The 24,352-nt window shown below is 27.9% G+C and carries 22 protein-coding genes; 19 read left to right on the top strand and 3 right to left on the bottom strand.

Going from position 1 to position 24,352, the window contains the following annotated elements; translation table 11 throughout:
• Positions 1 to 406: 406 nt before the first annotated feature.
• The 3 genes from R5Z65_RS00205 to R5Z65_RS00195 all read left to right on the top strand — a co-directional run bounded on the left by R5Z65_RS00205 (position 407) and on the right by R5Z65_RS00195 (position 4,618).
• On the top strand, positions 407 to 1,765 hold the full coding sequence (locus R5Z65_RS00205; RefSeq protein WP_317366302.1) for a trypsin-like peptidase domain-containing protein: 1,359 nt from the start codon (positions 407 to 409) through the stop codon (positions 1,763 to 1,765).
• A 134-nt stretch (positions 1,766 to 1,899) separates the two neighbouring features.
• Complete coding sequence (locus tag R5Z65_RS00200) at positions 1,900 to 3,099, top strand: trypsin-like peptidase domain-containing protein (protein WP_317366301.1); 1,200 nt, start codon at positions 1,900 to 1,902, stop codon at positions 3,097 to 3,099.
• Between the two features lie 217 nt (positions 3,100 to 3,316).
• Positions 3,317 to 4,618, top strand: coding sequence for a M18 family aminopeptidase (locus tag R5Z65_RS00195; protein WP_317366300.1), 1,302 nt, complete (start codon positions 3,317 to 3,319; stop codon positions 4,616 to 4,618).
• Positions 4,619 to 4,672: 54 nt separating this feature from the next.
• Here R5Z65_RS00195 and R5Z65_RS00190 read toward each other — a convergent pair whose 3' ends face one another.
• A complete protein-coding gene (locus tag R5Z65_RS00190) occupies positions 4,673 to 5,161 on the bottom strand; it encodes a hypothetical protein (RefSeq protein ID WP_317366299.1) in 489 nt (162 codons plus the stop codon).
• Between the two features lie 179 nt (positions 5,162 to 5,340).
• On the opposite strand from R5Z65_RS00190, the gene R5Z65_RS00185 reads away from it, so the two are divergent.
• The 7 genes from R5Z65_RS00185 (at position 5,341) to R5Z65_RS00155 (ending at position 12,918) form a co-directional block, all read left to right on the top strand.
• Entirely contained in the window at positions 5,341 to 6,114 is a 774-nt protein-coding gene (locus R5Z65_RS00185) for a L,D-transpeptidase (protein ID WP_317366297.1), read from the top strand.
• 55 nt (positions 6,115 to 6,169) lie between these two features.
• A complete protein-coding gene (locus tag R5Z65_RS00180) occupies positions 6,170 to 6,838 on the top strand; it encodes a hypothetical protein (protein WP_317366296.1) in 669 nt (222 codons plus the stop codon).
• A 137-nt stretch (positions 6,839 to 6,975) separates the two neighbouring features.
• Positions 6,976 to 7,626 carry a hypothetical protein gene (locus R5Z65_RS00175; protein ID WP_317366295.1) on the top strand — a complete coding sequence of 217 codons (651 nt, stop codon included), beginning with the start codon at positions 6,976 to 6,978 and terminating at the stop codon, positions 7,624 to 7,626.
• Positions 7,627 to 7,659: 33 nt separating this feature from the next.
• The gene (metG, locus tag R5Z65_RS00170; protein ID WP_317366293.1) at positions 7,660 to 9,627 is read left to right on the top strand and encodes a methionine--tRNA ligase; all 1,968 of its coding nucleotides are present in this window, start codon (positions 7,660 to 7,662) and stop codon (positions 9,625 to 9,627) included.
• Positions 9,628 to 10,389, top strand: coding sequence for a TatD family hydrolase (locus R5Z65_RS00165; protein WP_317366291.1), 762 nt, complete (start codon positions 9,628 to 9,630; stop codon positions 10,387 to 10,389).
• 168 nt (positions 10,390 to 10,557) lie between these two features.
• Complete coding sequence (locus R5Z65_RS00160) at positions 10,558 to 11,625, top strand: 3D domain-containing protein (protein WP_317366289.1); 1,068 nt, start codon at positions 10,558 to 10,560, stop codon at positions 11,623 to 11,625.
• A 213-nt stretch (positions 11,626 to 11,838) separates the two neighbouring features.
• On the top strand, positions 11,839 to 12,918 hold the full coding sequence (locus R5Z65_RS00155) for an SH3 domain-containing C40 family peptidase (protein WP_317366288.1): 1,080 nt from the start codon (positions 11,839 to 11,841) through the stop codon (positions 12,916 to 12,918).
• Positions 12,919 to 12,950: 32 nt separating this feature from the next.
• On the opposite strand, the gene R5Z65_RS00150 is transcribed toward R5Z65_RS00155, so the two are convergent.
• Positions 12,951 to 13,475: an ANTAR domain-containing protein gene (locus tag R5Z65_RS00150; RefSeq protein ID WP_317366287.1), complete on the bottom strand. Its 525-nt coding sequence runs from the start codon at positions 13,473 to 13,475 to the stop codon at positions 12,951 to 12,953.
• A gap of 288 nt (positions 13,476 to 13,763) precedes the next feature.
• Between R5Z65_RS00150 and R5Z65_RS00145 the strand changes: the two genes are divergently transcribed.
• Positions 13,764 to 15,098 (top strand): copper amine oxidase N-terminal domain-containing protein, encoded by a 1,335-nt coding sequence (locus R5Z65_RS00145; RefSeq protein ID WP_317366285.1) that lies wholly within the window; start codon positions 13,764 to 13,766, stop codon positions 15,096 to 15,098.
• 180 nt (positions 15,099 to 15,278) lie between these two features.
• Here R5Z65_RS00145 and deoD read toward each other — a convergent pair whose 3' ends face one another.
• Positions 15,279 to 15,983 carry a purine-nucleoside phosphorylase gene (gene deoD / locus R5Z65_RS00140; RefSeq protein ID WP_317366284.1) on the bottom strand — a complete coding sequence of 235 codons (705 nt, stop codon included), beginning with the start codon at positions 15,981 to 15,983 and terminating at the stop codon, positions 15,279 to 15,281.
• Between the two features lie 215 nt (positions 15,984 to 16,198).
• On the opposite strand from deoD, the gene R5Z65_RS00135 reads away from it, so the two are divergent.
• From R5Z65_RS00135 to rpmF, 8 genes are all read left to right on the top strand, one after another.
• Positions 16,199 to 17,002, top strand: a complete 804-nt coding sequence (locus R5Z65_RS00135) for a protein-glutamate O-methyltransferase CheR (RefSeq protein ID WP_331677985.1) — start codon at positions 16,199 to 16,201, stop codon at positions 17,000 to 17,002.
• 133 nt (positions 17,003 to 17,135) lie between these two features.
• Positions 17,136 to 19,448: a chemotaxis protein CheA gene (locus R5Z65_RS00130; protein WP_317366281.1), complete on the top strand. Its 2,313-nt coding sequence runs from the start codon at positions 17,136 to 17,138 to the stop codon at positions 19,446 to 19,448.
• Between the two features lie 19 nt (positions 19,449 to 19,467).
• On the top strand, positions 19,468 to 19,929 hold the full coding sequence (locus R5Z65_RS00125; RefSeq protein WP_317366279.1) for a chemotaxis protein CheW: 462 nt from the start codon (positions 19,468 to 19,470) through the stop codon (positions 19,927 to 19,929).
• Positions 19,930 to 20,015: 86 nt separating this feature from the next.
• Positions 20,016 to 21,008, top strand: coding sequence for a CheB methylesterase domain-containing protein (locus R5Z65_RS00120; RefSeq protein ID WP_317366278.1), 993 nt, complete (start codon positions 20,016 to 20,018; stop codon positions 21,006 to 21,008).
• Positions 21,009 to 21,124: 116 nt separating this feature from the next.
• The gene (gene pta, locus R5Z65_RS00115) at positions 21,125 to 22,123 is read left to right on the top strand and encodes a phosphate acetyltransferase (protein ID WP_317366277.1); all 999 of its coding nucleotides are present in this window, start codon (positions 21,125 to 21,127) and stop codon (positions 22,121 to 22,123) included.
• Between the two features lie 30 nt (positions 22,124 to 22,153).
• The gene (locus R5Z65_RS00110) at positions 22,154 to 23,341 is read left to right on the top strand and encodes an acetate kinase (protein ID WP_317366276.1); all 1,188 of its coding nucleotides are present in this window, start codon (positions 22,154 to 22,156) and stop codon (positions 23,339 to 23,341) included.
• A 99-nt stretch (positions 23,342 to 23,440) separates the two neighbouring features.
• Entirely contained in the window at positions 23,441 to 23,938 is a 498-nt protein-coding gene (locus tag R5Z65_RS00105) for a DUF177 domain-containing protein (RefSeq protein WP_317366275.1), read from the top strand.
• A gap of 3 nt (positions 23,939 to 23,941) precedes the next feature.
• The gene (rpmF, locus tag R5Z65_RS00100) at positions 23,942 to 24,121 is read left to right on the top strand and encodes a 50S ribosomal protein L32 (protein WP_317366274.1); all 180 of its coding nucleotides are present in this window, start codon (positions 23,942 to 23,944) and stop codon (positions 24,119 to 24,121) included.
• The last annotated feature ends 231 nt before the right edge of the window (positions 24,122 to 24,352 follow it).

The following is a 24,352-nucleotide window of genomic DNA, read 5'->3' as shown; positions in this document are numbered from 1 at the left end:
TATATTTTATTTTAATATTAGATATTTATAAGTTCTATTTGGTAGTCCAAAGTAGAGCTTTTTTTATATAAATTGGAAACTACTTTGTGGGGGATAATTTAAATTAATACTTTTGGGGAGGTATTAATTGTTGGTATTTTATCATTGGGGAGATAATTTATCAATTTATTATGTGATTATTTAAGGGAATATGTGAACGGAGAAAAAAAGCTAGGTTTAACCTAGCTTTTTTTGTGTGTATTAGAATAATAGAGGTAGATACTTTATTTCAACGTATAGAAATTATAAATAATATATATAAGTATTTTTAAAAATATTACAATTGTTTACATATTATTAATATTTTATTCAAAATATATGTATATAATTATAGTATAGATTAACTAATCAACCGGAGGTAATAATTATGAGTACAGATAATAAAGATATGGATAATAATATAGAGAATAATATTGTAGATATGGATAATAATATAGAGAATAATATTGTAGATATGGATAATGATGATAGCCATACGTCTGAAGAAAATACACTCTACTATAATGAAATAAAAAAAGAACAAATAAAATCTTTAATAGCTAGAGAAAAAGAACAAAAGAAACAAGAAAATAAAAAAAGAAGAAGAAAAGCTGCAAAAGTTATATTAAAGTCTGGAGCAGTTGCATCTTGTTGTTTATTTTTAGGAGTAGGTATAGGGACAGGTGCTATTGTATCTAAAAATTTTATTTCTAAAAGAGAGCAAACTAATTTTAAATTTAATGTATCAGATTTATCACAAGCTAGCTTAAAGGACAATGTAATACTTACATCTAACAGTGCATCTTCTATATTTAAAGAAGTTGGAGATTCTGTTGTAAATATTTCTACAAAATCATCTGGAGGGTTTTTTTATAGTGAACTAAAAGACTTAGGCTCTGGCTCTGGCATTATTTATAAAATAGATGGGGATAAGGTGTATATATTAACAAATAACCACGTTATACAAGGAGCATCTTATGTAACTATATCTGTTACAGGAGAGGAACAAGTGGAGGCTAACCTTGTAGGAACAGACCCAAGCTCAGACTTAGCTGTGCTTAGTGTTAGTAAAAAAGATATGCACAATGCTGGCATAAAAGAGGTAAGGTTAGCAAAATTTGCAGATTCTGATTCAGTTGAAGTGGGCGATTTTGTGTTCCCTATAGGTAACGCATTAGGTAGGGGAAAAACAATGACACAAGGTATGATAAGTGCTCAAAATAAGCAAATAAATATAGATGGTAAAAACCTTACTGTTATACAAACAGATGCTGCTATAAACCCAGGTAATAGTGGTGGTGCTTTAATGAATTCTGATGGAGAAGTTGTAGGGATAAATACAGCTAAGCTTTCTAGCTCTGCCATAGAGGGTATAGGATATGCAATACCATCTAATATAGCAATAGATATAGCAGACCAAATTATAAATAATGGATATGTAGCAAGACCATATTTTGGTATAATGGGAAAAACTATAACAGAAAAGGCAAAACTTATTTATAACTTAAATGTAAATGGAGTTATAGTTGTAGAAGTAGAAAAAGGTAGTAATGCAGAAAAATCTGGTATTAAAGAAGGCGATATTATAACAAGCTTTAACGGTGAAAAAATAGAAACAGTAGATGATTTATCTATTGCATTAAATAAATGTAAACCTAACGATACTGTATCTTTTGAAGTTGTTAGAGAAGGAAATAAACCTATGTCTTTAAAAGTTGTATTAATACCATCTAAAACTTCATTTTAGACAAAAATAGGTAATATTTGGTTAAAAAATTATAAAAATATCTATATGTTAAAAAAATATTTTAAATTGTTTACATTTAATTCATAATTTATTCATTTATTTGATTTAATATATATTCATAGGGAGGAAACATTATGGATAATCATAATAACCAACAGGATAACAATAATGAACCTTATAAATTTTATAAAGAAGAAATAAAAGAACAAAATAATATTTCAAAATTTTTAAAAAAGTTTTTTATATATGTAGGTTCTGTTGCTTGCTCTTTACTATTAGGCTTAGCTATTAGCTTTGTTTATACATATTGTAAAGATGTAATTATCCCTAAATATGCTAATGATAGCATAATAGATGCTTCTTTAGATGAACCTAACATTATAAAAACATCTAACGATTTAGTTAAGACTGTTATAGAAAGTGCTAGACCATCTGTTGTAAGCATAACAACATTAAATAACGGTGTGGACTGGTTTAACGGTAGCACACAATATCAAGGCTCTGGCTCTGGTATTATCTTCCATAAAACATCTACCGATGTTTTTATAGTAACTAATTATCACGTTATACAAAACGCATCTGTAATAGGAGTAGTTATAGAGGGTAATAAGCCTATACAAGCTAGCATTGTGGGTAAAGACGAAAACAATGATTTGGCAGTATTATCTATTAGTAGTGATAATTTGACAGAGGAAGATATGGATAATATTTATGTAGCAAGGTTTGCAGATTCTTCAGATGTTATAGTTGGAGATTATGCTATTGCTATAGGTAATGCTGTAGGTGAGGGCATAACATCTACCTTTGGTATAGTAAGCTCAATATCTACAGACATAATTGCAGAAAATAAAAAATTAAATGTTTTACAAACTACTGCTGCTATAAATCCAGGTAATAGTGGTGGTGCATTAATTAACTTAAATGGTGAAGTTATAGGTATAAATATTGCAAAAGTTGCTAATAATACAGTTGAAAGTGTTGGATACACTATAAGTTCTGCCACAGCAATGCCTATTATAGAAGATATAATGAGTAATTTAAACCCTACATCTCTAGGGGTAATGGTTACAGATTTAAAAAGTTCTAATATAGAATATGATGGTATAGCTGGTGGAGCTATAATAGTAGAAATTTTAGAAGGTGGTTCTGCAGATAAAGCAGGTCTTAAACAAAACGATATTATTGCTAGTATAAATAATGTACCTATACTTAGTACTACTCAATTAGTAGAAGAAATTAAAAAGTATGAAGTTTGGGACACCATTAAGTTAAAAATTATTAGAGAAGGGAAGTTAGCAAATATTAAAGTTAAGCTTCTTCCTACAACAAAATAGCTTACAAGTTTTTAATTGATATAGATACTCCTCTCCTAGCCCAAAAGGGCTAACCTCAAAATTCTCTCTTTTCTGAAAGGCACCGTTAGGGTGCCTTTCCTTTTTGGTTATTAGCATATATATTTTTAAAGGAAAAATTACACAATAAATTATGTACAACTTAATAAATATATTGTAAAATGAAAGTATTAATTAAATTAAAAAAAGGTGGGTTTATATGAAAAAGCAGTATGCAAAAGATATGATACATTTTATACAAAGCAGTCCTTGTTCTTTTTTAGTGATAGAAAATACAAAAAATAAACTAGAAGAAAATGGATTTGTATGTTTGGATAATATAGATAAATGGGAAGTTAAAGAGGGTGGTAAATACTATATAACTAGAAATGGCTCTACATTAATATCATTTATAATAGGAAAAGACGCCGACAAAACAGGATTTAGAATGATAGGTTCTCATACAGACTCTCCTAGTTTTGTTATAAAACCAAACTGTGAAATAAAAGCAAATGATAGTTATTTAAAGCTTAACACAGAAGGGTATGGTGGTATGATAGTAAGCACTTGGCTTGATAGACCTTTATCTATAGCAGGACGTGTTATATTAAAAGGAGAAAATATTTTTAATCCACAAGTTAAAACAATAGATTTTAAGCGCCCCGTTGCTATTATACCTAATCTTGCCATACACTTAAATAGGGAAGTAAATAACGGGCATAAATATTCCAAACAAAAAGAAATGTTACCACTGTTATCTTTAATAGGTGAAGATTTTAATGAAAAAGGTTACATTTACGAGCTTATATCAAAAGAGATAAATGTAAATAAAGATGATATATTAGATTATGAATTATTTTTATATGAGGCAGAAAAAGGTAGCTTAATAGGTGTAAACGAAGAATTTATATCTTGTTCCCGTTTAGATGATTTAATGATGGTATATAATTCTTTACAAGGATTTTTAACATATGCTAATAATAATGATTACAATGGGATAAAAGTATTATATCTTGCAGATAATGAGGAAGTTGGTAGCCACACAGGGCAGGGTGCAGATGGAGCATTTCTTAGAGATACTTTAAAAAGATTATGTTTAAGCTTATTTGGTAATGAAGAAAGCTTTTATTCTATGGCAGAAAAATCGGTAATTATATCAGCAGATTTAGCTCACGGTCTACACCCAAATTATGCAGATAAACATGATATAACTAACAAACCTGTTTTAAACAAAGGTGTTTGTATTAAATATTCTTCTAACCAAAAATATAGCACAACAGGTGTTGGTGTTGGAATATTTGATGGTCTTTGCAAAGAGACTGGAATAGCTTATCAAAAATTTGTTAATCATTCAGATTCACCAGGAGGTAGTACAATAGGGTCTATGTTAGCAAGCCAATTTAACACAACTGTTATAGATTTTGGTGTTTGTATTTTTAGTATGCACTCTATAAGAGAGCTTGGCTCTGTAAATGATACCTATGATTGTTATAAACTTTTTGCTAAATTTTACTGTATATAATTGTAAAAAGGTTAAGACATATGTCTTAACCTTTTTACAATTATATACATTGTTTTATACAGCACTTACAGATTTTAATCTTAAAAATACCAAGAAGAACATAAGAGCTACTTGAAAAGCTGTACATCCTATAAATGCCCCTATAACAGCTCCAAATTTTTTTTCAAGAGCTAACCTAAAATACACTTGAATCATAAAAACTGCAACTAAAACAGATATTACACCAGACATAATTGCTCCACCAAATACACTTATTATGCATAAAATATTAACCCAAGCAGGAACTTTATCAAAAGGTTTATAAGGCTCATTTGTATCTAGGTATATACCGTTAACGGCAAGGCGTGTATCTTTACCTAATAATGTTAAATTACATACAGTACCTTCAATGTTAAATTCGTAGTCAATTAAATTAACAAACTTATTTCTAGATTTTAACATAGTTTCATTTCCATCGATACTTATAAAATATTTAAATTTACGTATGTAAAATTCAACATTATGAACTTTACCATTTACGTTTACTTCCCAACTTTTCTTCATATATAATCCTCCTAGATAAAAAATATCTTGCACATAATACACTATACTGTCAGTATTTGTCAAGTGAAATGTAATATTTATCAACTATAATGTAAAAATTGTCATACAAAGGTTAAATTTTAAATTAATAAAAAGAACTATTTTTAATATATATAATACATAATAGAAAGGAGGATATTATGAAAAAATTTTATGAGATATTATTTATTTTAAGTATTATAGTTGCTATATTTATTTTTTGGTATTATAAAAGTAACATTACACTAGCTAAAGATATACATAGTATACAACAAAAAATAATTCCATCGCCTGTTATTGCAACTATAAGTAAAGACTGTAATGTATATTTAGATAAAGAGCTTAAAAATGTAATAACAACTATAAAAAAGGATACTAATGTAGAAATATTACAAGATAAAACTAAAAAAATCTATTGTGTAAAAAATGAACAATTAAATATACAAGGTTGGGTAAAAAGAGAAGATTTATACATACCAGAAACACCTTTAGCTAGCAAAGAATATTTAAAAGATATAGAGCTAGAGGCATATGTCAACTATTTAGGTTTAGATAGCAAAACAGAATACCTTATATTTACAGATATATACAGGCAACTTACATACATATTTAAAGGTAAATGTGAAAATTGGAAGATTATAAAAACTATACCTTGTGCCACTGGATTAAATGAATCTCCTACTACACGAGGGATATTTAAAATAAGTGATAAAGGAAATTGGTTTTATAGTGAAAGGCTAGGTAGTGGAGCTATGTATTGGCTTAGGTTTAATGGTTCTTATCTTTATCATTCTGTTGCTATGGATAAAAACAAAAATATTATAGACAATACAATAGGGCAAAGATGCTCTAGTGGTTGTGTACGTATGAGTATAGATGATATAAAATGGGTGTATGACAATATAGAACAAGGGACTACTGTGTATATAAATTAGTGTCAAATAAAAATATTTTTAATATAATATAGGAGAAATATTTAGGGGGTATACTATGGCTTTATTTTTTAATAATAGAAGTAATATGCAAAATAGGTATGCTAATAATAGAAATAACAATTTTATGTTTGGTAATTTTCAAAACAATAATATGGGTAGGTTTAATAACCAGTATATGCAAAATAACCAACAAAATAGCATACCACCAGATGTAACATTAAAGCCTTTAACAGAAGAAGAACTAAAAAAAATAAATGAAGAAATAAAGGAAAATATAGAAAAAAATAAAAATACTTTATTTAATATAGAAAAAAATAAAAATAATGATGTTGTGTGTAAATATATAAAAGACTTTATACAAGACGAAACAAATGCAAATAGATTTTATGATGGAATGTATAAAAAGTGTGAAAATACATTATATAGGGATAGGTTAAAAAATATATGTGATGAATGTGTAACAATATGTAACAGCTTAAAATCTTATTATAAAGAGATAAATAACGAAAGTTTTGAGCCAAATAATATAGATATAAATGTTAATATACCTTTAAAAACAGGATTATTTATAGCTATGGAAGAAGAAATAAAAGGATATGATAAGCTATGCAAAATAATAGATGATTTACCACCACAAGATACACGTGTATTTTATAAAATGGCACTTAAAAAGCTAAGCAGAATAAATAGTATACAATATATGACACTTAATGAAAGGTATTAAAAAGGTTAAAGGTTTTTCTTTAGCCTTTTTAGTATATAATATATTATATTTAAAATAGATAATTTATATTTGTTAAATGTTGACATAGTATATAATTTATAATACTATAAAATAGACATATTATAGGAGGTATAAATATGATTAAAAAAATAACAAGAATTTTGTTTTCATTATTAATAATATCTTCATTAATGGGTTGCTTTGGCAAGATAGAGGCTATACCTATGGAAGCTATTAATATTGATTTTGATGTTACAACTGTTGACAATGGTACAGTAGCATTTAGCTATCCATCTAAAGATTGGGAGCAAAAAGATAGTTTTAATCCAGAGGTGATAAAAATATTATTAGCCCCTAAAAATGAAAATTTTCAAGAAGGAACAAATATTACAGTAGGTATAACAGCACAATCTACTAATGTAAGCTTAAATGACTATGTTGCACTAATGCCACGACAGTTAGAAAAAAGTTCACCCGGAACAAGAGTTAACGTTGCAGAGATTAGAAAAATAAATGATACAGAAATAAGCTATTTAGAAATTAATACAAAAATGACAGAAGAAGATATGAAATACGGACTAGAAAATGGCATATTTTCTCAAGAAAATATAGAGGAGCTGGGTGGTAAAGAGGCCTTTTTAAACCAGCCAGAAACAAAGCAAATACAAATGAGTGTTTCTTTTGAAGGTAGAATTACAAACATAACAGGGACATATATGAAAGATGAAGAAAAAGAAGCTGTTTTAAAAGTTATGACTACTATGGTACAAACAGCAACTTTAAAATAAAAATTATAAATTATATACAATGGAGGACTAATAATGAGTAAAGAAAAATTTTATATAACAACACCTATTTATTATACAAATAATTATTTACACATAGGACATTCCTATACAACTATTGCAACAGATACAATGGCTAGGTATAAAAAGATGAGAGGCTATGATGTAAAATTTTTAACAGGTTCTGATGAACACGGGCAAAAGATAGAAGAGTCTGCAAAACAAAAAGGTATATCACCTAAAGAATATGTAGATCATATAACGGCTCATATAAAAGAGCTATGGAGCCTTTTAAACATAGATTATGACTATTATATTAGAACAACAGATGAAAATCATATACAAACAGTACAAAAAATATTTAAAGCATTATATGACAAGGGAGATATATATAAAGGCGACTATGAAGGGTTATATTGCACTCCTTGTGAAACATTTTTTACAGAAAGTCAGCTAAATAACGGTAAATGTCCAGACTGTGGAAGAGATGTGCATAATGTAAAAGAAGAAAGCTATTTCTTTAGGCTTAGTAAATATCAAGATAGACTTATTAAACATATAGAAGAAAATGACGATTTTATAAGTCCAGCATCTAGAAAAAATGAAATGTTAAATAACTTTTTAAGACCAGGACTTGAAGACTTATGTGTTTCCAGAACATCTTTTAAATGGGGCATACCAGTAGAATTTGATAAAGACCACGTTGTATATGTATGGATAGATGCATTATCAAACTATATTTCTGCTCTTGGATATAGCTCAGATAATGATAATGACTTTAAAAAATATTGGCCTGCCGATATACACGTAGTAGGTAAAGAAATAGTTAGGTTCCATACTATAATATGGCCTGCTATGCTTATGGCTTTAGATTTGGAACTGCCTAAACAAATATTTGGCCACGGTTGGTTGCTTATAGACGGTGGTAAAATGAGTAAATCTAAAGGAAATGTAGTAGACCCTAAAGTTTTAGTAGATAGATATGGTGTAGATGCTATTAGATACTTTTTACTTAGAGAAGTTGCATTTGGACAAGATGGCAACTTTACAAATAAATCTCTTATAGAAAGAATAAATTTTGACTTAGCTAATGATTTAGGTAATTTATTATCTCGTACAGTAGGTATGATAGATAAATATTTTGGCGGTAGCCTACCAGTATTTAGTGATAGCAATGATGAAAGTGAAAAAGATATAAAAGATTTTGCTAATGATACTATTATAAAAGTAGAGCAATATATGGATAAAATGCAATTTAGCAGTGCATTATCAGAAATATGGAACTTAGTAAGACGTGTTAATAAATATATAGATGAAACTACACCTTGGGTATTAGCTAAAGATGAGGCTAACAAAAATAAACTTGCCAATGTAATGTATACTTTAGCAGAGGCACTTAGAATAATAGGTATACTTATTACACCTGCTATGCCTAGTACATCTAAAATGATATTTGAACAATTATCTATAAAAGATAACAACTTATTAACTTGGGATAGTGCTAAAACATTTGGATTACTACCTAAAGATTTATCTATTACAAAAGGAAATGTTATTTTCCCAAGAATTGATATAGAAAAAGAACTTGAAGAGCTAGATGCTATGCTAGAGGCTACAAAAGCTAAAGCCAACTTATCTAATAAAGAAGAAAGTAAAAAAGAAGAAAAAGAACAAATAGGATTTGAAGACTTTTTAAAAATGGATTTTAAAATAGGTGAAGTTTTAGAATGTGAAAAAATTAAAAAAGCTAATAAACTTTTAAAATCTAAAGTAAAAATAGGAGATAAAATTATACAAATTGTATCTGGTATAGCTAATTATTATACACCAGAAGAAATGGTAGGAAAAAGAGTGGTAGTTCTTACCAACTTAAAACCTGCTAAGCTTTGTGGGGAAATATCTGAAGGTATGATTTTAGCTGCTAGTGATAATGATAACAACTTAAAAATAATAACTGTTGAAGATAGTGATAACATTATTAAAAGTGGTGCGGAGGTAAAATAAATGTATTTTGAATCACACGCCCATTATGACGACAAAAAATTTGACGAAGATAGAGATGAACTATTATTAGACTTAAAAAATCATAATGTAGGATATGTTGTAAACGTAGGTGCAGATATGCAATCTTCTCATAGAAGTATAAAAATGGCAGAAAAGTATGATTTTGTATATGCTAGTGTGGGCATACACCCCCACGAAGCTATAAATGTTAAAGAAGACGATTATAAAACATTAGAAAAATGGCTACAACACAAAAAGGTGGTAGCCTTAGGGGAAATAGGGTTAGATTTTTATTATGACTTTTCTCCTAGAGATATACAACGACAAGTTTTTAAAAAACAATTAAAAATTTGCGAAAATGTTACAAAACCTGTAATAATTCATTCTAGAGAGGCTAGCCAAGAAGTTTTTGATATAATAAAAGATAGTAAGGTTAGAAAAGGTGTAATACACGCATACTCTGGAAGTTTGGAAATGGCATTAGAATATATAAAATTGGGATTTTATATAGGAGTAGGTGGAGTTTTAACATTTAAAAATGCTAATAAGTTATTAAATGTAGTGGAAAATATACCTTTAGAGGCAATTTTGATAGAAACAGACTCTCCATATTTATCTCCTGTTCCTGTTAGAGGGACTAGAAATAATTCACAAAATTTGAAATATGTGGTACAGAAAATTAGCGAAATTAAACAGATTAAAGAAGAAATAATAGAAAAAATAACATTAGAAACATCTAAAAAGTTTTTTTGTATAAAATAAGTGGTAAAAAATTGTTGCATAAATATTACGAATATGTTAAGATATTACATAAGGTGTTATACCAAGTATTACACTTGTATTAATAAATCTTAATAAACAGGTTTAAAATTTTAATAAATGTTAATATTATAAAAAATACCATTTAAACCTGCACAGGAGGAAATATTAATGTATAAAAATTTATGTAACAATTTTTTTAAGATTACTAGAGCTAAAATAAAAAGAATTCATATATTTGTAAGCCTTGTGTTATCCTTATCTACTTTTTGTGGAACACTTACTGCTTTTGCAGAGGGGTTTTACCAAGTGAGAGTAGTTATAGATGGTAAATGGCATTTTTATAACACTATGGGTATGAAACTTTCCGAATTTTTTGAAAAAGAAAACATACAATTATTTAAAAAAGATATTATAGATACTAATCTTAGTACAGTGATAGACAAAGATATAACTGTAAATATTAACCGAGCTGAAACGGTAAAAATAGTTATAGATAATAAAAAAGAAGTACCATTTATTACAAATAATAGAGTAATTGGTATAGTTTTAAAAGAGTTTGAAAAAGAAACAGGTAATAAAGTTTATTTAGAAGAAGGGCAAAGCTCTGCTGCTAAAATTGAAAATAATATGGTTATAAAAGTTTCTTCTTTTAAAGAAGAAATAAAAACTATAAAAGAAGAAATACCTTTTCAAACAAAAACAGTAGAAAATCCTAATTTACCAGAAGGTAAAGTTAATATAAAAGTAAAAGGGCAAAACGGAATAAAAGAAATAACAATAAAAGAAGTATATAAAAAAGACAAACTAGAATCTAAAGAAACTACAAAAGAAAAAATTACAAAAGAGCCCATTACAGAAATTATAGAAAAAGGTACTAAAAAGAACACTATAAAAACAGAAAAAGGTACTTTTGTATACAATAAAAAAATAAATATGAAATCTACTGCATATACAGCAGGACCAGAATCTACTGGTAAAAGACCAGGGGATAAAGGGTACGGTATAACAGCATCTGGTATGAAAGCTAGAAGAGGCGTTGTAGCAGTAGATACTAGCGTAATACCTTTTGGTACAGAGCTATATATAGAAGGCTACGGATATGCTATAGCAGGGGATACAGGCGGAGCTATAAAAGGAAATAAAATAGATGTATTTATTGATGACTATAAGGACGCTATAAATTATGGTGTAAGAAATGTAAATGTATATATATTAGGAGAAAAATTGCCTAAATAATATATTTATAAAAATTAATAATACACAAAAATAAGGATATATTATTAAATATATCCTTATTTTTGTGTATTATTAAACATAAAATATTAAAACATATAAAAAAATGTTAATACTTTATAAATATATTAACTAAAATTGACAAGAATACCTATTTTGTTGTATAATATGTTAGTAATATATGTTTATAAATATTTACTAAGGAGGTATATTGGTTTGAAAATAAAAATTGCAACCAAAACTTCTGTAATAGCATTGGCATTGTTATTTAATAATGCTACTGTTTATGCTACAAATGTTGTTACAGCTACTAGTACAAATACTGTGAAACAAAGTGACATATCAGTTATATCTTCTAACAATGGAGAGGCTATATCTAAAATGAAAAGCTTAGAATCTGTTTTTACAATAGCTCTTAAAGATGAAGATTACATTACAACGAAATTCGCAAAAATTAATAATACAAAATCAGATGTTGTGCCTGTATATGAGGGGGCATCGGTTACAAGCAAGATTATAGGTTTTATACCTACAGGTTCTACTGTAGTTCTTGGCAAGCAAGAAGGAAACTTTTATCAAGTATTTTTTAATGAAAAGATAAGCTATATAGAAAGTATATATCTTATAGACTCTAAACCACAAGAAAACGAAATAAAAAATAATACCGAAAAAGAGGACAAGCCAACAGGTAAATATGTTAAAATAACGGCAGAAACGGGGGTTAACCTTAGAACAGAAGCTTCTACATCATCGGAAGTTTTAGGTACTATACCAAGAAATGCATATGCAGATTTATTACAAGATGATGGAAGTTGGCTAAAAGTTAAATACAATGGTAAATTGGGATATATAAGTTCTCAGTTTGGTACTATAACAGATAAAAAAGAACAACAACCAACAGTTGGTAAAAATGCTACTGCAGAAAATGTTATAAATTTTGCTAAAGCACATTTAGGTAAACCTTATATATACGGTAGTACAAACCTTAATGTTGGCACAGATTGCTCTGGCTTTACATATGCCGTATTTAAAAATTTTGGTATAAATCTTAATCGTGTATCTAGGGACCAATATTTAAATGGTACTCCAGTTGAAAAGAGCAAACTTTTACCAGGTGATTTAGTATTTTTTAACACAGGTGGTAACACACAAATATCTCACGTTGGTATATACATAGGTAATAATCAATACATACATTGTACAGATAGTAAAAACCAAGGAGTTATAATATCTAATTTAAATAGTGCTTATGGTTTAAAAACTTATTATGGAGCAAGAAGAGTTTTGACACAATAAGATAAATATAAAAAGTAGTGTGATAATTCACACTACTTTTTATATTTATCTATAATAAGTTTAGCTATATCTATATTTTTTCTACCAGTGTGCATACTTTTTTTCTGGATATATTTATGTGCTTCTGTTTCTGTAAAATGATTATATAGCATAAGTAAACTTTTTGCTTTTTCTATAATTTTATAATTTTTATTTTTTATATTTTCGTAGCTTTTATAATATGCCATATCTATCCCACTAATAATATCTTCTTGTTTGATAGGTGTAGAAATTTTATACACTTTTTCATCATTGTGCATATTTATTTTATCTGCACTACCTAATAATAAAAAGATAAAATCTTCATAAAAATCTTCTATTATGTTGTGTGTAGGCTCGTCTACAAAACTTGCTCCACATAATATAATACCGTTTTCGTAATAGGAGCAACACTTTCTAAGATTAGCACCTGTTTTACATATATGGTCGTATGATATACCATTTTTTGTAAGAATACAACTAATTTTATTACATATTTTATCTGAAGAAAAAGCAATTATAATATTTTTTTTTGACATAAAAACTCCAATTATTTTTTATATAAATGATGCTACTACAAAAGAAATACTAAAAAACATTTAAATGAACTTAAGTTTTTTATAAAAAATGAAAAAAGTTACTTTAATAATATCTTGTAGATAGTCTGTTTTATATTATCCCTTTTAAACAAATTTTAGCAGATAACATATTAAATGTAAAGAATGAAAAAAATTTTTAGTATTTTATCAAAATATAAGTAATTTATATTGACTTTAAGTATTTAATATGATAGATTAATTTTATTAAAATATTTGGAGGTGTAAATTATGAAAAAATTTATGGCTATATTATTATCAGCTACAACTGTATTTACTTGTAGTACAAGTACATTTGCTAACCAGACAGAGACAATAGAAATTTCACAATCTATGGAAATTAAAAATTCTAAAAAGAATAGAATAAAATCTCCAACAGAAGTATTACCAGACAAAAACAAAAAAGTTTTTGTAGATGATGAGCAAATAGAACTTAAAGAAGGTATTATAGTTTACCAAGATAGGATATTTTTACCTGTTAGAGAGTTAAGTGATGCTTTAGATTTAGATGTATTCTATAAAAAAGAAGAAAAAATAGTTGCTATACATAGCTTAAAAGGTAGTAAAATTCAATTACCAGTAAATGAAAATAAAGCTGTTGTAAATGGTAAAATTGTACCTATTGATAAAGAAAATGATAAAGTTGGTACAATAGTTATTAAAGATAAGACATATTTACCTGTACGTTTTATATCTGAAAGCCTTGGATATAATATAGAATACAACTCTTCAAATGGACAAATACATATTAAAACAGAGGGTGGCTCTAACGGACAAGAGCAAACAGAAGAAGGATTAGTTAAGTTAGATAAAGACAAAACTATAGAAGCATATAATCAAGTTAATAAAGCACTAGAAAATATTAAAAATTATACGGCTACTACAAGTGGTAAGGTTGATTTATTAATGTCTTATAATGATACAAGCTTAAAAACTAAAATGGATTTAACAGGCACAACAAAATTTGATTTAAAAGAAAATCTTAATATGTATTTAGAACAAAAATTTAATATGGAAATAATGGGTGAAAAAGAAACTATAAATCAAAAGATATTCTATAAAGATGGCAAAATGTATGTAGACCAAGATGGTATTAAGTATAAAATTGGTTTAGGATTACAAGATGCTATGGAAATGTATAATCCTTTAAATCCAAATGATATTTTAGTAAAGCATATTGTTTTAGGTGGTAGCTATAAAGATTTAGGAAATGGAAACAAAAGATATATATTTGATTTAGATATGTCTAAAGTTATGGATATTTTTAAACAATTCTCAAAAGAATTAGATTTTGATGAAGAAGATTTGGAAATTTTAAAAAGTTTAGAAGTTAAAAATACTAATATTACTATTGATTTAGATAGTAAAAATCAACCTATATCATATAAAGTTATTATGGATATGAAATTAGATGCAGAAGGTATCAATTTAGAATTTAATATAGATATTGATATGAAATATAGTAATATTGGTACTACAGTTGTTGATACTAGTGATGAAGATTTGAGTAAATATGAAGATTTTGATAAAGTATTACAAGAAGTTAGTGCAGAAGTTACTACATAAATCAATTTTTTGAATACCTTGTATTCAAAAACAGATATTCCTACATATTTTTATTTGTAAAAATTAATACAAAACCCCGTATATAATTTTTCTTTAAAAATATAAGTAATATCTTAATTGATATAAATAATAAAAATAAAAAAGGCAAGGTTATCTTGCCTTTTTTTGTAAAATAATATATTATTCTGCCATAGATAAAGCTATTTCCATCATTTTTGTAAATGTTTTTTCACGTTTTTCTGCAGAAATTTCCTCTCCAGTCATTATATGGTCGCTAACTGTTAGTATACAAAGAGCATTAGCACCAAGTCTTGCAGCATTCATATATAAGGCAGCGGCTTCCATTTCTACTGCTAATACTCCCATTTTAGCCCATAGATTATTAGCATCTTTAAATTCTGAATAAAAAATATCACTAGATAAAATATTTCCAATATGTACGGGAATATTTTTGCTATCTGCTATATTTTTTGCTTTTTCTAAAAGTGGATAGCTACAAGTAGGGGCAAATGTACCTGGTAGTTGGTATTGGTTTGCAAAGTTTGAATCAGTTGATGCAGACATACCAAAAACTATATCATATAAAGATAAATCTTTACTAAGAGCACCACAAGAGCCTATTCTTATAAGATTTTTAACACCAAATGTTTTTATAAGCTCATAAGAATATATGCCAATGCTAGGCATACCCATACCAGTACCCATAACAGATATTTTTTTACCATTATATGTGCCAGTATATCCTAAAGCACCTCTTACTGCATTAAATTGTACAGGGTTTTCTAAAAAATTTTCTGCTATAAATTTTGCTCTTAAAGGGTCTCCTGGTAATAAAATAGTTTCTGCAATTTCAGCAGTTTGGTTTATATGAGGGGTATTTTTCATAAAATCATCTCCTTATAAAATTATAAATAAAAATGTATTGATAAAATTATTATATAATAAAAAAAGCATTTTTTCAATTAGGTTATAATAAAATAAATATCTTAGATAAAAATTTCAAAATATTAAAGATAACTATCGACATATTTATTAATTTTATGTATAATTAATATAATGACTATAAATAAAAGAGAATTGGGTGATATTAATTGAAAGAAATGACTGATAATGAGTTTTCGATTATTAGTAATTATATGAGGGATAATTACGGTATTAATTTAACAGGAGACAAAAAGTCACTAGTATATTCTAGATTGAAAAGTATATTAGACAAACGGGGGATAAAAACATTTACAGATTATTACGACTACTTAGTTAACGATAAAACAGGTACAGCATCTATTACATTTATAGATAAGATGACAACTAACCATACATTTTTTATGAGAGAGATAGACCATTTTGAATATCTAAAAACAACTGTTTTACCATATATAGAATCTACCACTATAAATAAAGATGTTAGAATATGGTGTGCTGGTTGTTCTTCTGGAGAAGAGTCTTATACATTAGAAATGATACTTACAGATTATTTTAAGGGTAAAGGTAACTGGGATACAGAGCTTCTGGCTACAGATATATCTACATCAATTTTAACAAAGGCTATAAAGGGAGTATATACAAAAGAGCAAATAAAACCTTTAAGTGAAGACTGGAAAAATAACTATTTTAAATCTATAACTAATACTCAAGTACAAGTTGTAGACAGTATAAAAGATAAAATAACTTATAGGAAATTTAACCTAATGGAACCTAAATTTCCTTTTAAGAAAAAATTTCAGGTAATATTTTGTAGAAATGTTATGATATATTTTGATGATGATGTAAGAACAAAACTTATTAAAAAGTTTTATGATGCATCTGAAAAGGGGGCTTATCTTTTTATAGGGCATTCTGAAACATTAAATAATATAGAAACAGATTACGAATATATTATGCCTGCAGTGTATAGAAAAAAATAAACATATAATTTGATTTTTTGTAGAAATTTGATATAATTATAAAATAGGGGAGTTTAATTATTTTAAATTTTTATAGTATCAAATATTATTAAAAATAAAAACTTACTTTAAGAATAGAAGGGATTGATAAAACATGGCAGATTTTTCTAGAGAATCTATGCTAGATATGTTTATATTTGAAATGAACCAACTTTTAGACCAGTTGGAGCAATTAATAATAGAATGTGAAGATGGATATTCTATGGACAATATTAATGAAATATTTAGAATAATGCATACAGTTAAAGGCTCTGCAGCTATGATGCTTTATGACAATGTTTCTAAAACAGCACACGCCATAGAAGATTTATTCTTCTTTTTAAGAGAAGAAAACCCATCTGAAGTAGACTATTCTACTCTTACAGATTTAGTGCTTGAAGGTATGGATTTTATAAAAAATGAACTTGCCAAAATAGCAGAAGGTGGAGAGGCAGATTCTGACCCAACAGAAGTTATTAAAAGAATAAAAGAATTTTTAAGGGTATTAAAAGGGGAAGAAGTAGCAGAGGATAATAATAAACAAGGAAATACAAAAGTAGATAAAGAAAAGGTAGAGAGTAAAAATAGTAATAATACTGTAAGTGAATCAAATTTTGCAAATAAATTTGAATGCCACTTATATTTTGAAGATGAAAGTGGTATGGAAAATATTAGGTCTTTTAATGTTATAAACAATTTAAAAGATTTTGGAGAAATAATACACACTATCCCTAAAGATGTTACAGACGAAAAATCTGAAGAAATAATTAAAAAAGACGGATTTAAATTTGTTATAGATACAGATATAGATTATGAGCAAATACACGAAGCTATAAATTCTACAATATATTTAAAAAGCTTTGAGCTTAAACCATATGTATTAAAAACATATAAAGCAACTATATACTTTGCCGAAGGTTGTGAAATGGAAAATGTACGTTCTTATACAATTGTACATAATCTTGAGGCTATTGCAGATAATATTACTTACGAACCAGAAAATGTTGTATCTGAAGATTCTATAGATATAATAAGAGATAAAGGTTTTAAAATTAATTTCTCTATAAATAAAGATTATGAAGAAGTATATGAAATGCTTAACCAAACAGTATTTTTAAAGGTTTTATATCTTGAAGAAGTAGAAGAAATTAAAGAAGAAGTTAAAGAAGAACCTAAAGAAGAAGTTAAAGAAGAACCTAAAGAAAAACCTAAAGAAAGTCCTAAAAAAGATAATGATAAAGCTAAAGAGGCTAACAAAAAACAAGGCTCTTCACAACAAATGATAAGTGTTAGTATTGGTAAATTAGACCAATTATTAAACCTTATGGGAGAGCTTGTTATATCAGAAGCTATGACAACACAAAATCCAGACCTTGATGGGTTAGAACTTGAAAACTTTAACAAGTCTGCCAGACAGCTTAGAAAAATTATAAAAGATGTACAAGATAGCGTTATGAGTATGCGTATGGTAACTTTAGATGCTACATTCTTTAAAATGCAAAGAATTGTTAGAGATATGTGTAAAGCTCTTGGTAAAAATATTGAGCTTATTATAGAAGGTAGAGATACAGAAGTAGATAAAAACATTATTGAAAAAATAGCAGACCCTCTTATGCACATTATAAGAAACTCTGTAGACCACGGTGTAGAAACTCCAGAAGAAAGGGTTAAATCTGGTAAAGATGAAAAAGGTGTAATTAAACTAGAAGCTAGAAACTCTGGTGGAGAAATACTTATAAGCGTTAAAGACGATGGTGCTGGTATTAACAAAGAAAAGGTTATGGCTAAAGCAAAATCGGCAGGTATTCTTAAAAAACCAGAAGAAGAATATACAGATAGAGAAATATATCAACTTATATTCCACGCAGGTTTATCTACAAAAGAGGCTGTTACAAGCTATTCTGGACGTGGAGTTGGTATGGACGTTGTTACTGCTAACATAGAGGCAGTTGGAGGAAGCATTATTGTAGAAAGCGAACAAGGATATGGTACAACAACTATACTTAAAATACCTTTAACTCTTGCTATTATTGAAGGTATGCTCATTAGTATGGGTGGTGCTAAATATACTATACCTATAGCAGCTATACAAGAAACATTTAAAATTAAAAAAGAAAACATCTTTTTAGACCCAGATGGAAATGAAATGATAACACTTAGAGATGATGTATTTAATTTAGTAAGATTATACGACTTCTTTAATGCACCAACAGAGGTTAAAGATATTGAAGAAGGTGTTGTTATTAGGCTAGAAATGGAAGGTAGAACAGTATGTTTATTTGTTGATGAGCTTATAGGAGAGCAACAAGTTGTTGTAAAAAGTATACCTAAATATATTAAAAAAGTAAAAGGCATAAGTGGCTGTACTCTTCTTGGAAATGGAGATATTTCCTTAATAGTAGATGTAGCAGGATTTTATGACAACTAAAATATAGGGGGGATAAAAAATGGAAAATGAAATGTATCAAAATGAAGCAGAAAATGATACTACTAAAAATAAGTATTTGACTTTTATTATAGAAGATGAAATTTTTGGTATTGATATAAGCCACGTTATAGAAATAATACCAGTACCTGCTATAACTTGGATGCCAGAAAATCCAGAAGCAATTAAAGGTATTATAAATCTTAGAGGTTCTATTATACCAGTTATAGATGTTAGGATAAGATTTAATAAAGAAGAAAGACCTTATGACGAATTTACTTGCATTATAATTATAGAATATGATGACAACCAAATAGGGATTATTGTAGATACTGTAAATGAGGTATTATACATTCCTAGAAGATTTATATCTTCTCCACCAAATGCAAAATTAAAATATCAGAATCAGTTTATAAAAGCTATTGGTAAAATGAACGATGAGGTACAACTTTTATTAGACATTGACAAATTTTTATACTGTTAGACAAAATATAAGTTCTGATAAAGTGGGTATATTTTACGCTTTGTCAGAGCTTATTATATTTATAATTACTTAATGAGGTGATATTTTTGGAAGAACTTAGTATAGTTTTATTTTCAGAATCAGCCCAATTTTTAAGTGTTACAAAAAAAAGTTTGGAATCTTATAATGTAAAAGTCCAAAAATGTATAAGCAACTTAAATGAAATTAGAGGATATAAAAGCAAAAAGGGAGAGATTTTTGTTGTTCAGATACCTTTAAAAAACAAGGAACATTCTAACGATATAATTGAATTTTTTTATAAATCTAAGTTAAACTGGGTTTGTGTTGGAGAGAATAGCAATGTAAATTTTTTTGCTATGACAAAAGGTGCTATAGAGAATGTTATATTAAAGCAAATACCTACAAGTACAGAATATAAAGTATTTATAAAAAGTTTAATAACTAAAATAAACCATATAACAGAAATTTCTAATTTAATAAATTGTAAAAAAGAAAACGGAAAAAGAGAGAGAGAATTTAATAAAATAATAGCTATAGGTGCATCAACAGGGGGAACAGAAGCAGTACAATCTATATTAACAAATTTAGATGAAAATACACCCCCAATAGTTATAGTTATACATATGCCACCTGGCTTTACTAGAATGTATGCAAATAGGCTAAATGAAATTTGTAAAATGCATGTTAAAGAAGCAGAAGATGGAGATATCTTAAAATATGGTATTGTTTATATAGCACCTGGTGGTTACCATATGAGAATTTTGAAAAATAAAAACGAGTTTTATATATCTTGTAAAGAGGAAGTAAAGGTAAATGGACATATGCCGTCTGTTGATGTAATGTTTGAAAGTATTGCAAAAAATGTTGCACCTAGGGTTGTATCTGTTATATTAACAGGTATGGGAAGTGACGGAGCTTTAGGTATATTAAAAATAAAAAATAAAGGTGGATTTACTATAGGGCAAGATAAAGATAGCTGTGTAGTTTATGGTATGCCAAAGGCTGCCAAAGAGCTAGAGGCAATAGATGTTGAAGCACCTTTATTAGATATACCTAAAATAATAATGGATAATATTTAAAAATTTTTAAAATTTATATTGTATGTATAAGTAAAAATGATTATAATATATTTGAAGGAAAATATATCATATAAGTAGAGTATAAACTTTACATTTTCTTGAGAAGGAGGATAAAAATGAACTTTTTAGAAGAATTAAAAAAAGCTGCTAAAGCAGATAAAAAAACTATTGTTTTACCTGAATCTTTAGAAATGAGGACTTTAGAAGCCACTCAAGAGATTATAAAAGAAGGGTTGGCTAATATTATATTAGTAGGTAACAAAGAAGAAATATTAGCTAAAGCTGGTAGCTTAGACATCTCTGGTGCTACTATTATTGACCCAAATAATTATGAAAAAATTGATGTTTTGATAGATAAATTTGTAGAACTTAGAAAATCTAAAGGTGTTGACGAAAATAAAGCAAAAGAAATTTTATTAAAAGACCCACTTTATTTTGGTGTTTTATTAGTAAAATGTGATATAGCAGACGGTATGGTAGCTGGTGCTATAAATTCTACTGCAAATGTTTTAAGACCATCACTTCAAATTATAAAAACAGCACCTAGAGTTAAAACAGTATCAGCATTCTTTTTAATGATAGTGCCTAACTGTGAATATGGTGAAGACGGTGTGTTTGTATTTGGTGACTGTGGATTATGCCAAAACCCTACAAGTGAAGAGCTTTCTGCTATTGCTAAAAGCTCAGCAGAATCTTTTAAAAGTTTTACAGGTAAAGAGCCAAGAGTTGCTCTCCTTTCACATTCAACAAAAGGTAGTGCAAGCCACCCTGATGTAGATAAAGTGTTAAAAGCGTTAGAAATTATAAAAGAAGAACACCCAGACCTTATTGTAGATGGAGAGTTCCAATTAGACGCAGCAATAGTTCCAGAAATTGCAAAAACTAAAGCACCAGATAGCAAAGTTGCAGGTACTGCTAATGTACTTATATTCCCAGATTTAGATGCAGGTAATATAGGATATAAATTAGTTCAAAGATTTGCAAAAGCAGATGCTTATGGGCCTATTACTCAAGGGCTTGCAAAACCTGTAAATGATTTATCAAGAGGGTGTAGTGCTAAAGACATAATAGGGGTAGTTGCCCTTACAGCTGTTCAAGCACAAAAACAACAATAACATAGTATATAAAAATTTGGAGGTATAAAAATGAAAGTTTTAGTATTAAATTGTGGTAGCTCTTCTTTAAAATACCAATTAATAGATATGTCTACAGAAAATCCTTTAGCTTCTGGCTTATGTGAAAGAATAGGTATTGATGGTAGACTTAAACATAAAGGTAAAGAAGTTTATGAAGTGGAACAAGAAATGAAAAACCACGAAGATGCTATAAAAATGGTTATAGATGCTTTATTAAATGAAAAATATGGTGTTATATCAGATATAAAAGAAATAAATGCTGTTGGACATCGTGTTGTACACGGTGGAGAGCATTTTGCAAAATCTGTTATTATAACAGACGAAGTTATAAAAGCTATTGAAGACTGTATAGACTTAGCGCCTCTTCATAATCCAGCTAACCTTATGGGTATTAGGGCTTGTGAAAGTTTAATTCCTGGTGTAGCTCAAGTTGCTGTATTTGATACAGCTTTCCATCAAACAATGCCAGAAAAAGCTTACCTTTATGGTATTCCTTATGAATTATATGAAAAATATAAAATACGTAGATACGGTTTTCACGGTACAAGCCATAAATATGTTTCTGAAAGAGCAGCAAGTGTTTTAGGAAAAGATATAAAAGACCTTAAAATAATTACTTGTCACTTAGGTAATGGTGGTAGTGTTGCAGCTATTAATGGTGGTAAATGTATGGATACAAGTATGGGATTTACACCTTTAGAAGGTCTTGTTATGGGTACTAGATGTGGAGATATAGACCCTGCTGTTGTATCTTTTATTATGGAAAAAGAAAATTTAAATAACAAACAAGTAGATGACCTTATGAACAAAAAATCTGGTGTTCTTGGTTTATCTGGTGTATCTAGTGACTTTAGAGATATTGAAGGAGCAGCACAAGAAGGTAATAAAAGAGCACAAATAGCTTTAGATACATTCCATTATAAAGTAGCTAAATATATAGGTGAATATACATCTACATTAAATGGAGTAGATGCAATAGTATTTACTGCTGGTCTTGGTGAAAATAGTAAAAACAGTAGAAAAGAAATTTGTAGCTATTTATCTTGGCTTGGTATAGAGCTTGACGAAGAGCAAAACTCTAAAAGAGGCGAAGAGGTAGTTATATCTGTACCTAGCTCAAAAATTAAAGTATTAGTTATACCAACAAATGAAGAACTTGTTATTGCAAGAGATACAAAAGAACTTCTTGACAAATAGTTAAGAAAGCTTTATAATATAGGTTGTGTTTTATGAATATTTTTAAGGGGTTTATGCTTAAAAATTAATAATTTGTTCGTACGGAACAGGAGTGTTTTTATGAATATTAATGTTGATAGCCTTAACAGTGGGTTTAGTAAAGAGATTAAATTTGATGGTAATATTACTTTGCCTAAGTCTTTAGTCTATCACCAAGATGCACATATAAAAGGTAGAGGTACTATTACTAATTCTTATGGTAAGTATACATTTGAGGGTAACATTATAGCAAAGGTTGGCTTTGATTGTAATTCTTGTCTTAAAGAATTTAATAAAGAAATAGCTTTTGATATGGTGGAGGTTTTTTCTAAAGAGGTAACAGACGATGAAGAAATTTGGTTGTTTTCTAGTAAAGATAACATTATAAATTTAGAAGAACCTATAAAAACAAATCTTTTGCTTAATTTACCTATGAAAGCTCTATGTTCTGAGAACTGTAAAGGGCTATGTCATATATGTGGGCATAACCTTAATGATGGCGACTGTGGTTGCGATAGGGACTATATTGACCCTAGATTTGAAAAAATTCTACATCTTTTTAAAAATAAGGAGGTATAAACTATGTCTATTTGTCCTAAAGGGAAAATGTCTAAATCTAAAAGAGATAAAAGAAGAGCTCAAAGCTGGAAAATTTCTAGCCCTACATTAGTTAAATGTGATAAATGTGGAGAGTTAATGTTACGTCATAGAGTATGTAAATCTTGTGGCTCTTATAATAAAAGAACTATTATTGAAGCTTAATATTAATAAAAATGTCTACTAAGTATTTTAGTAGGCATTTTTTATTAAAACAATTAAGATATGACTTATATTTTTAGAGTAAAAATTATATACGGGTGTTTGTATTAATTTTTGGGAATAAAAATATATAGGAATATCTGTTTTTGAATACAAAGAATTCAAAAAATTGATTAAAACAATTAAGATATGACTTATATTTTTAAAGTAAAAATTATATACGGGTGTTTGTAT

It is taken from the genome of uncultured Tyzzerella sp. (assembly GCF_963558545.1).
In the GTDB taxonomy this organism is placed as follows: domain Bacteria; phylum Bacillota; class Clostridia; order Lachnospirales; family CAG-274; genus Tyzzerella.
This window is presented reverse-complemented; position numbering and strand designations above follow the sequence as displayed.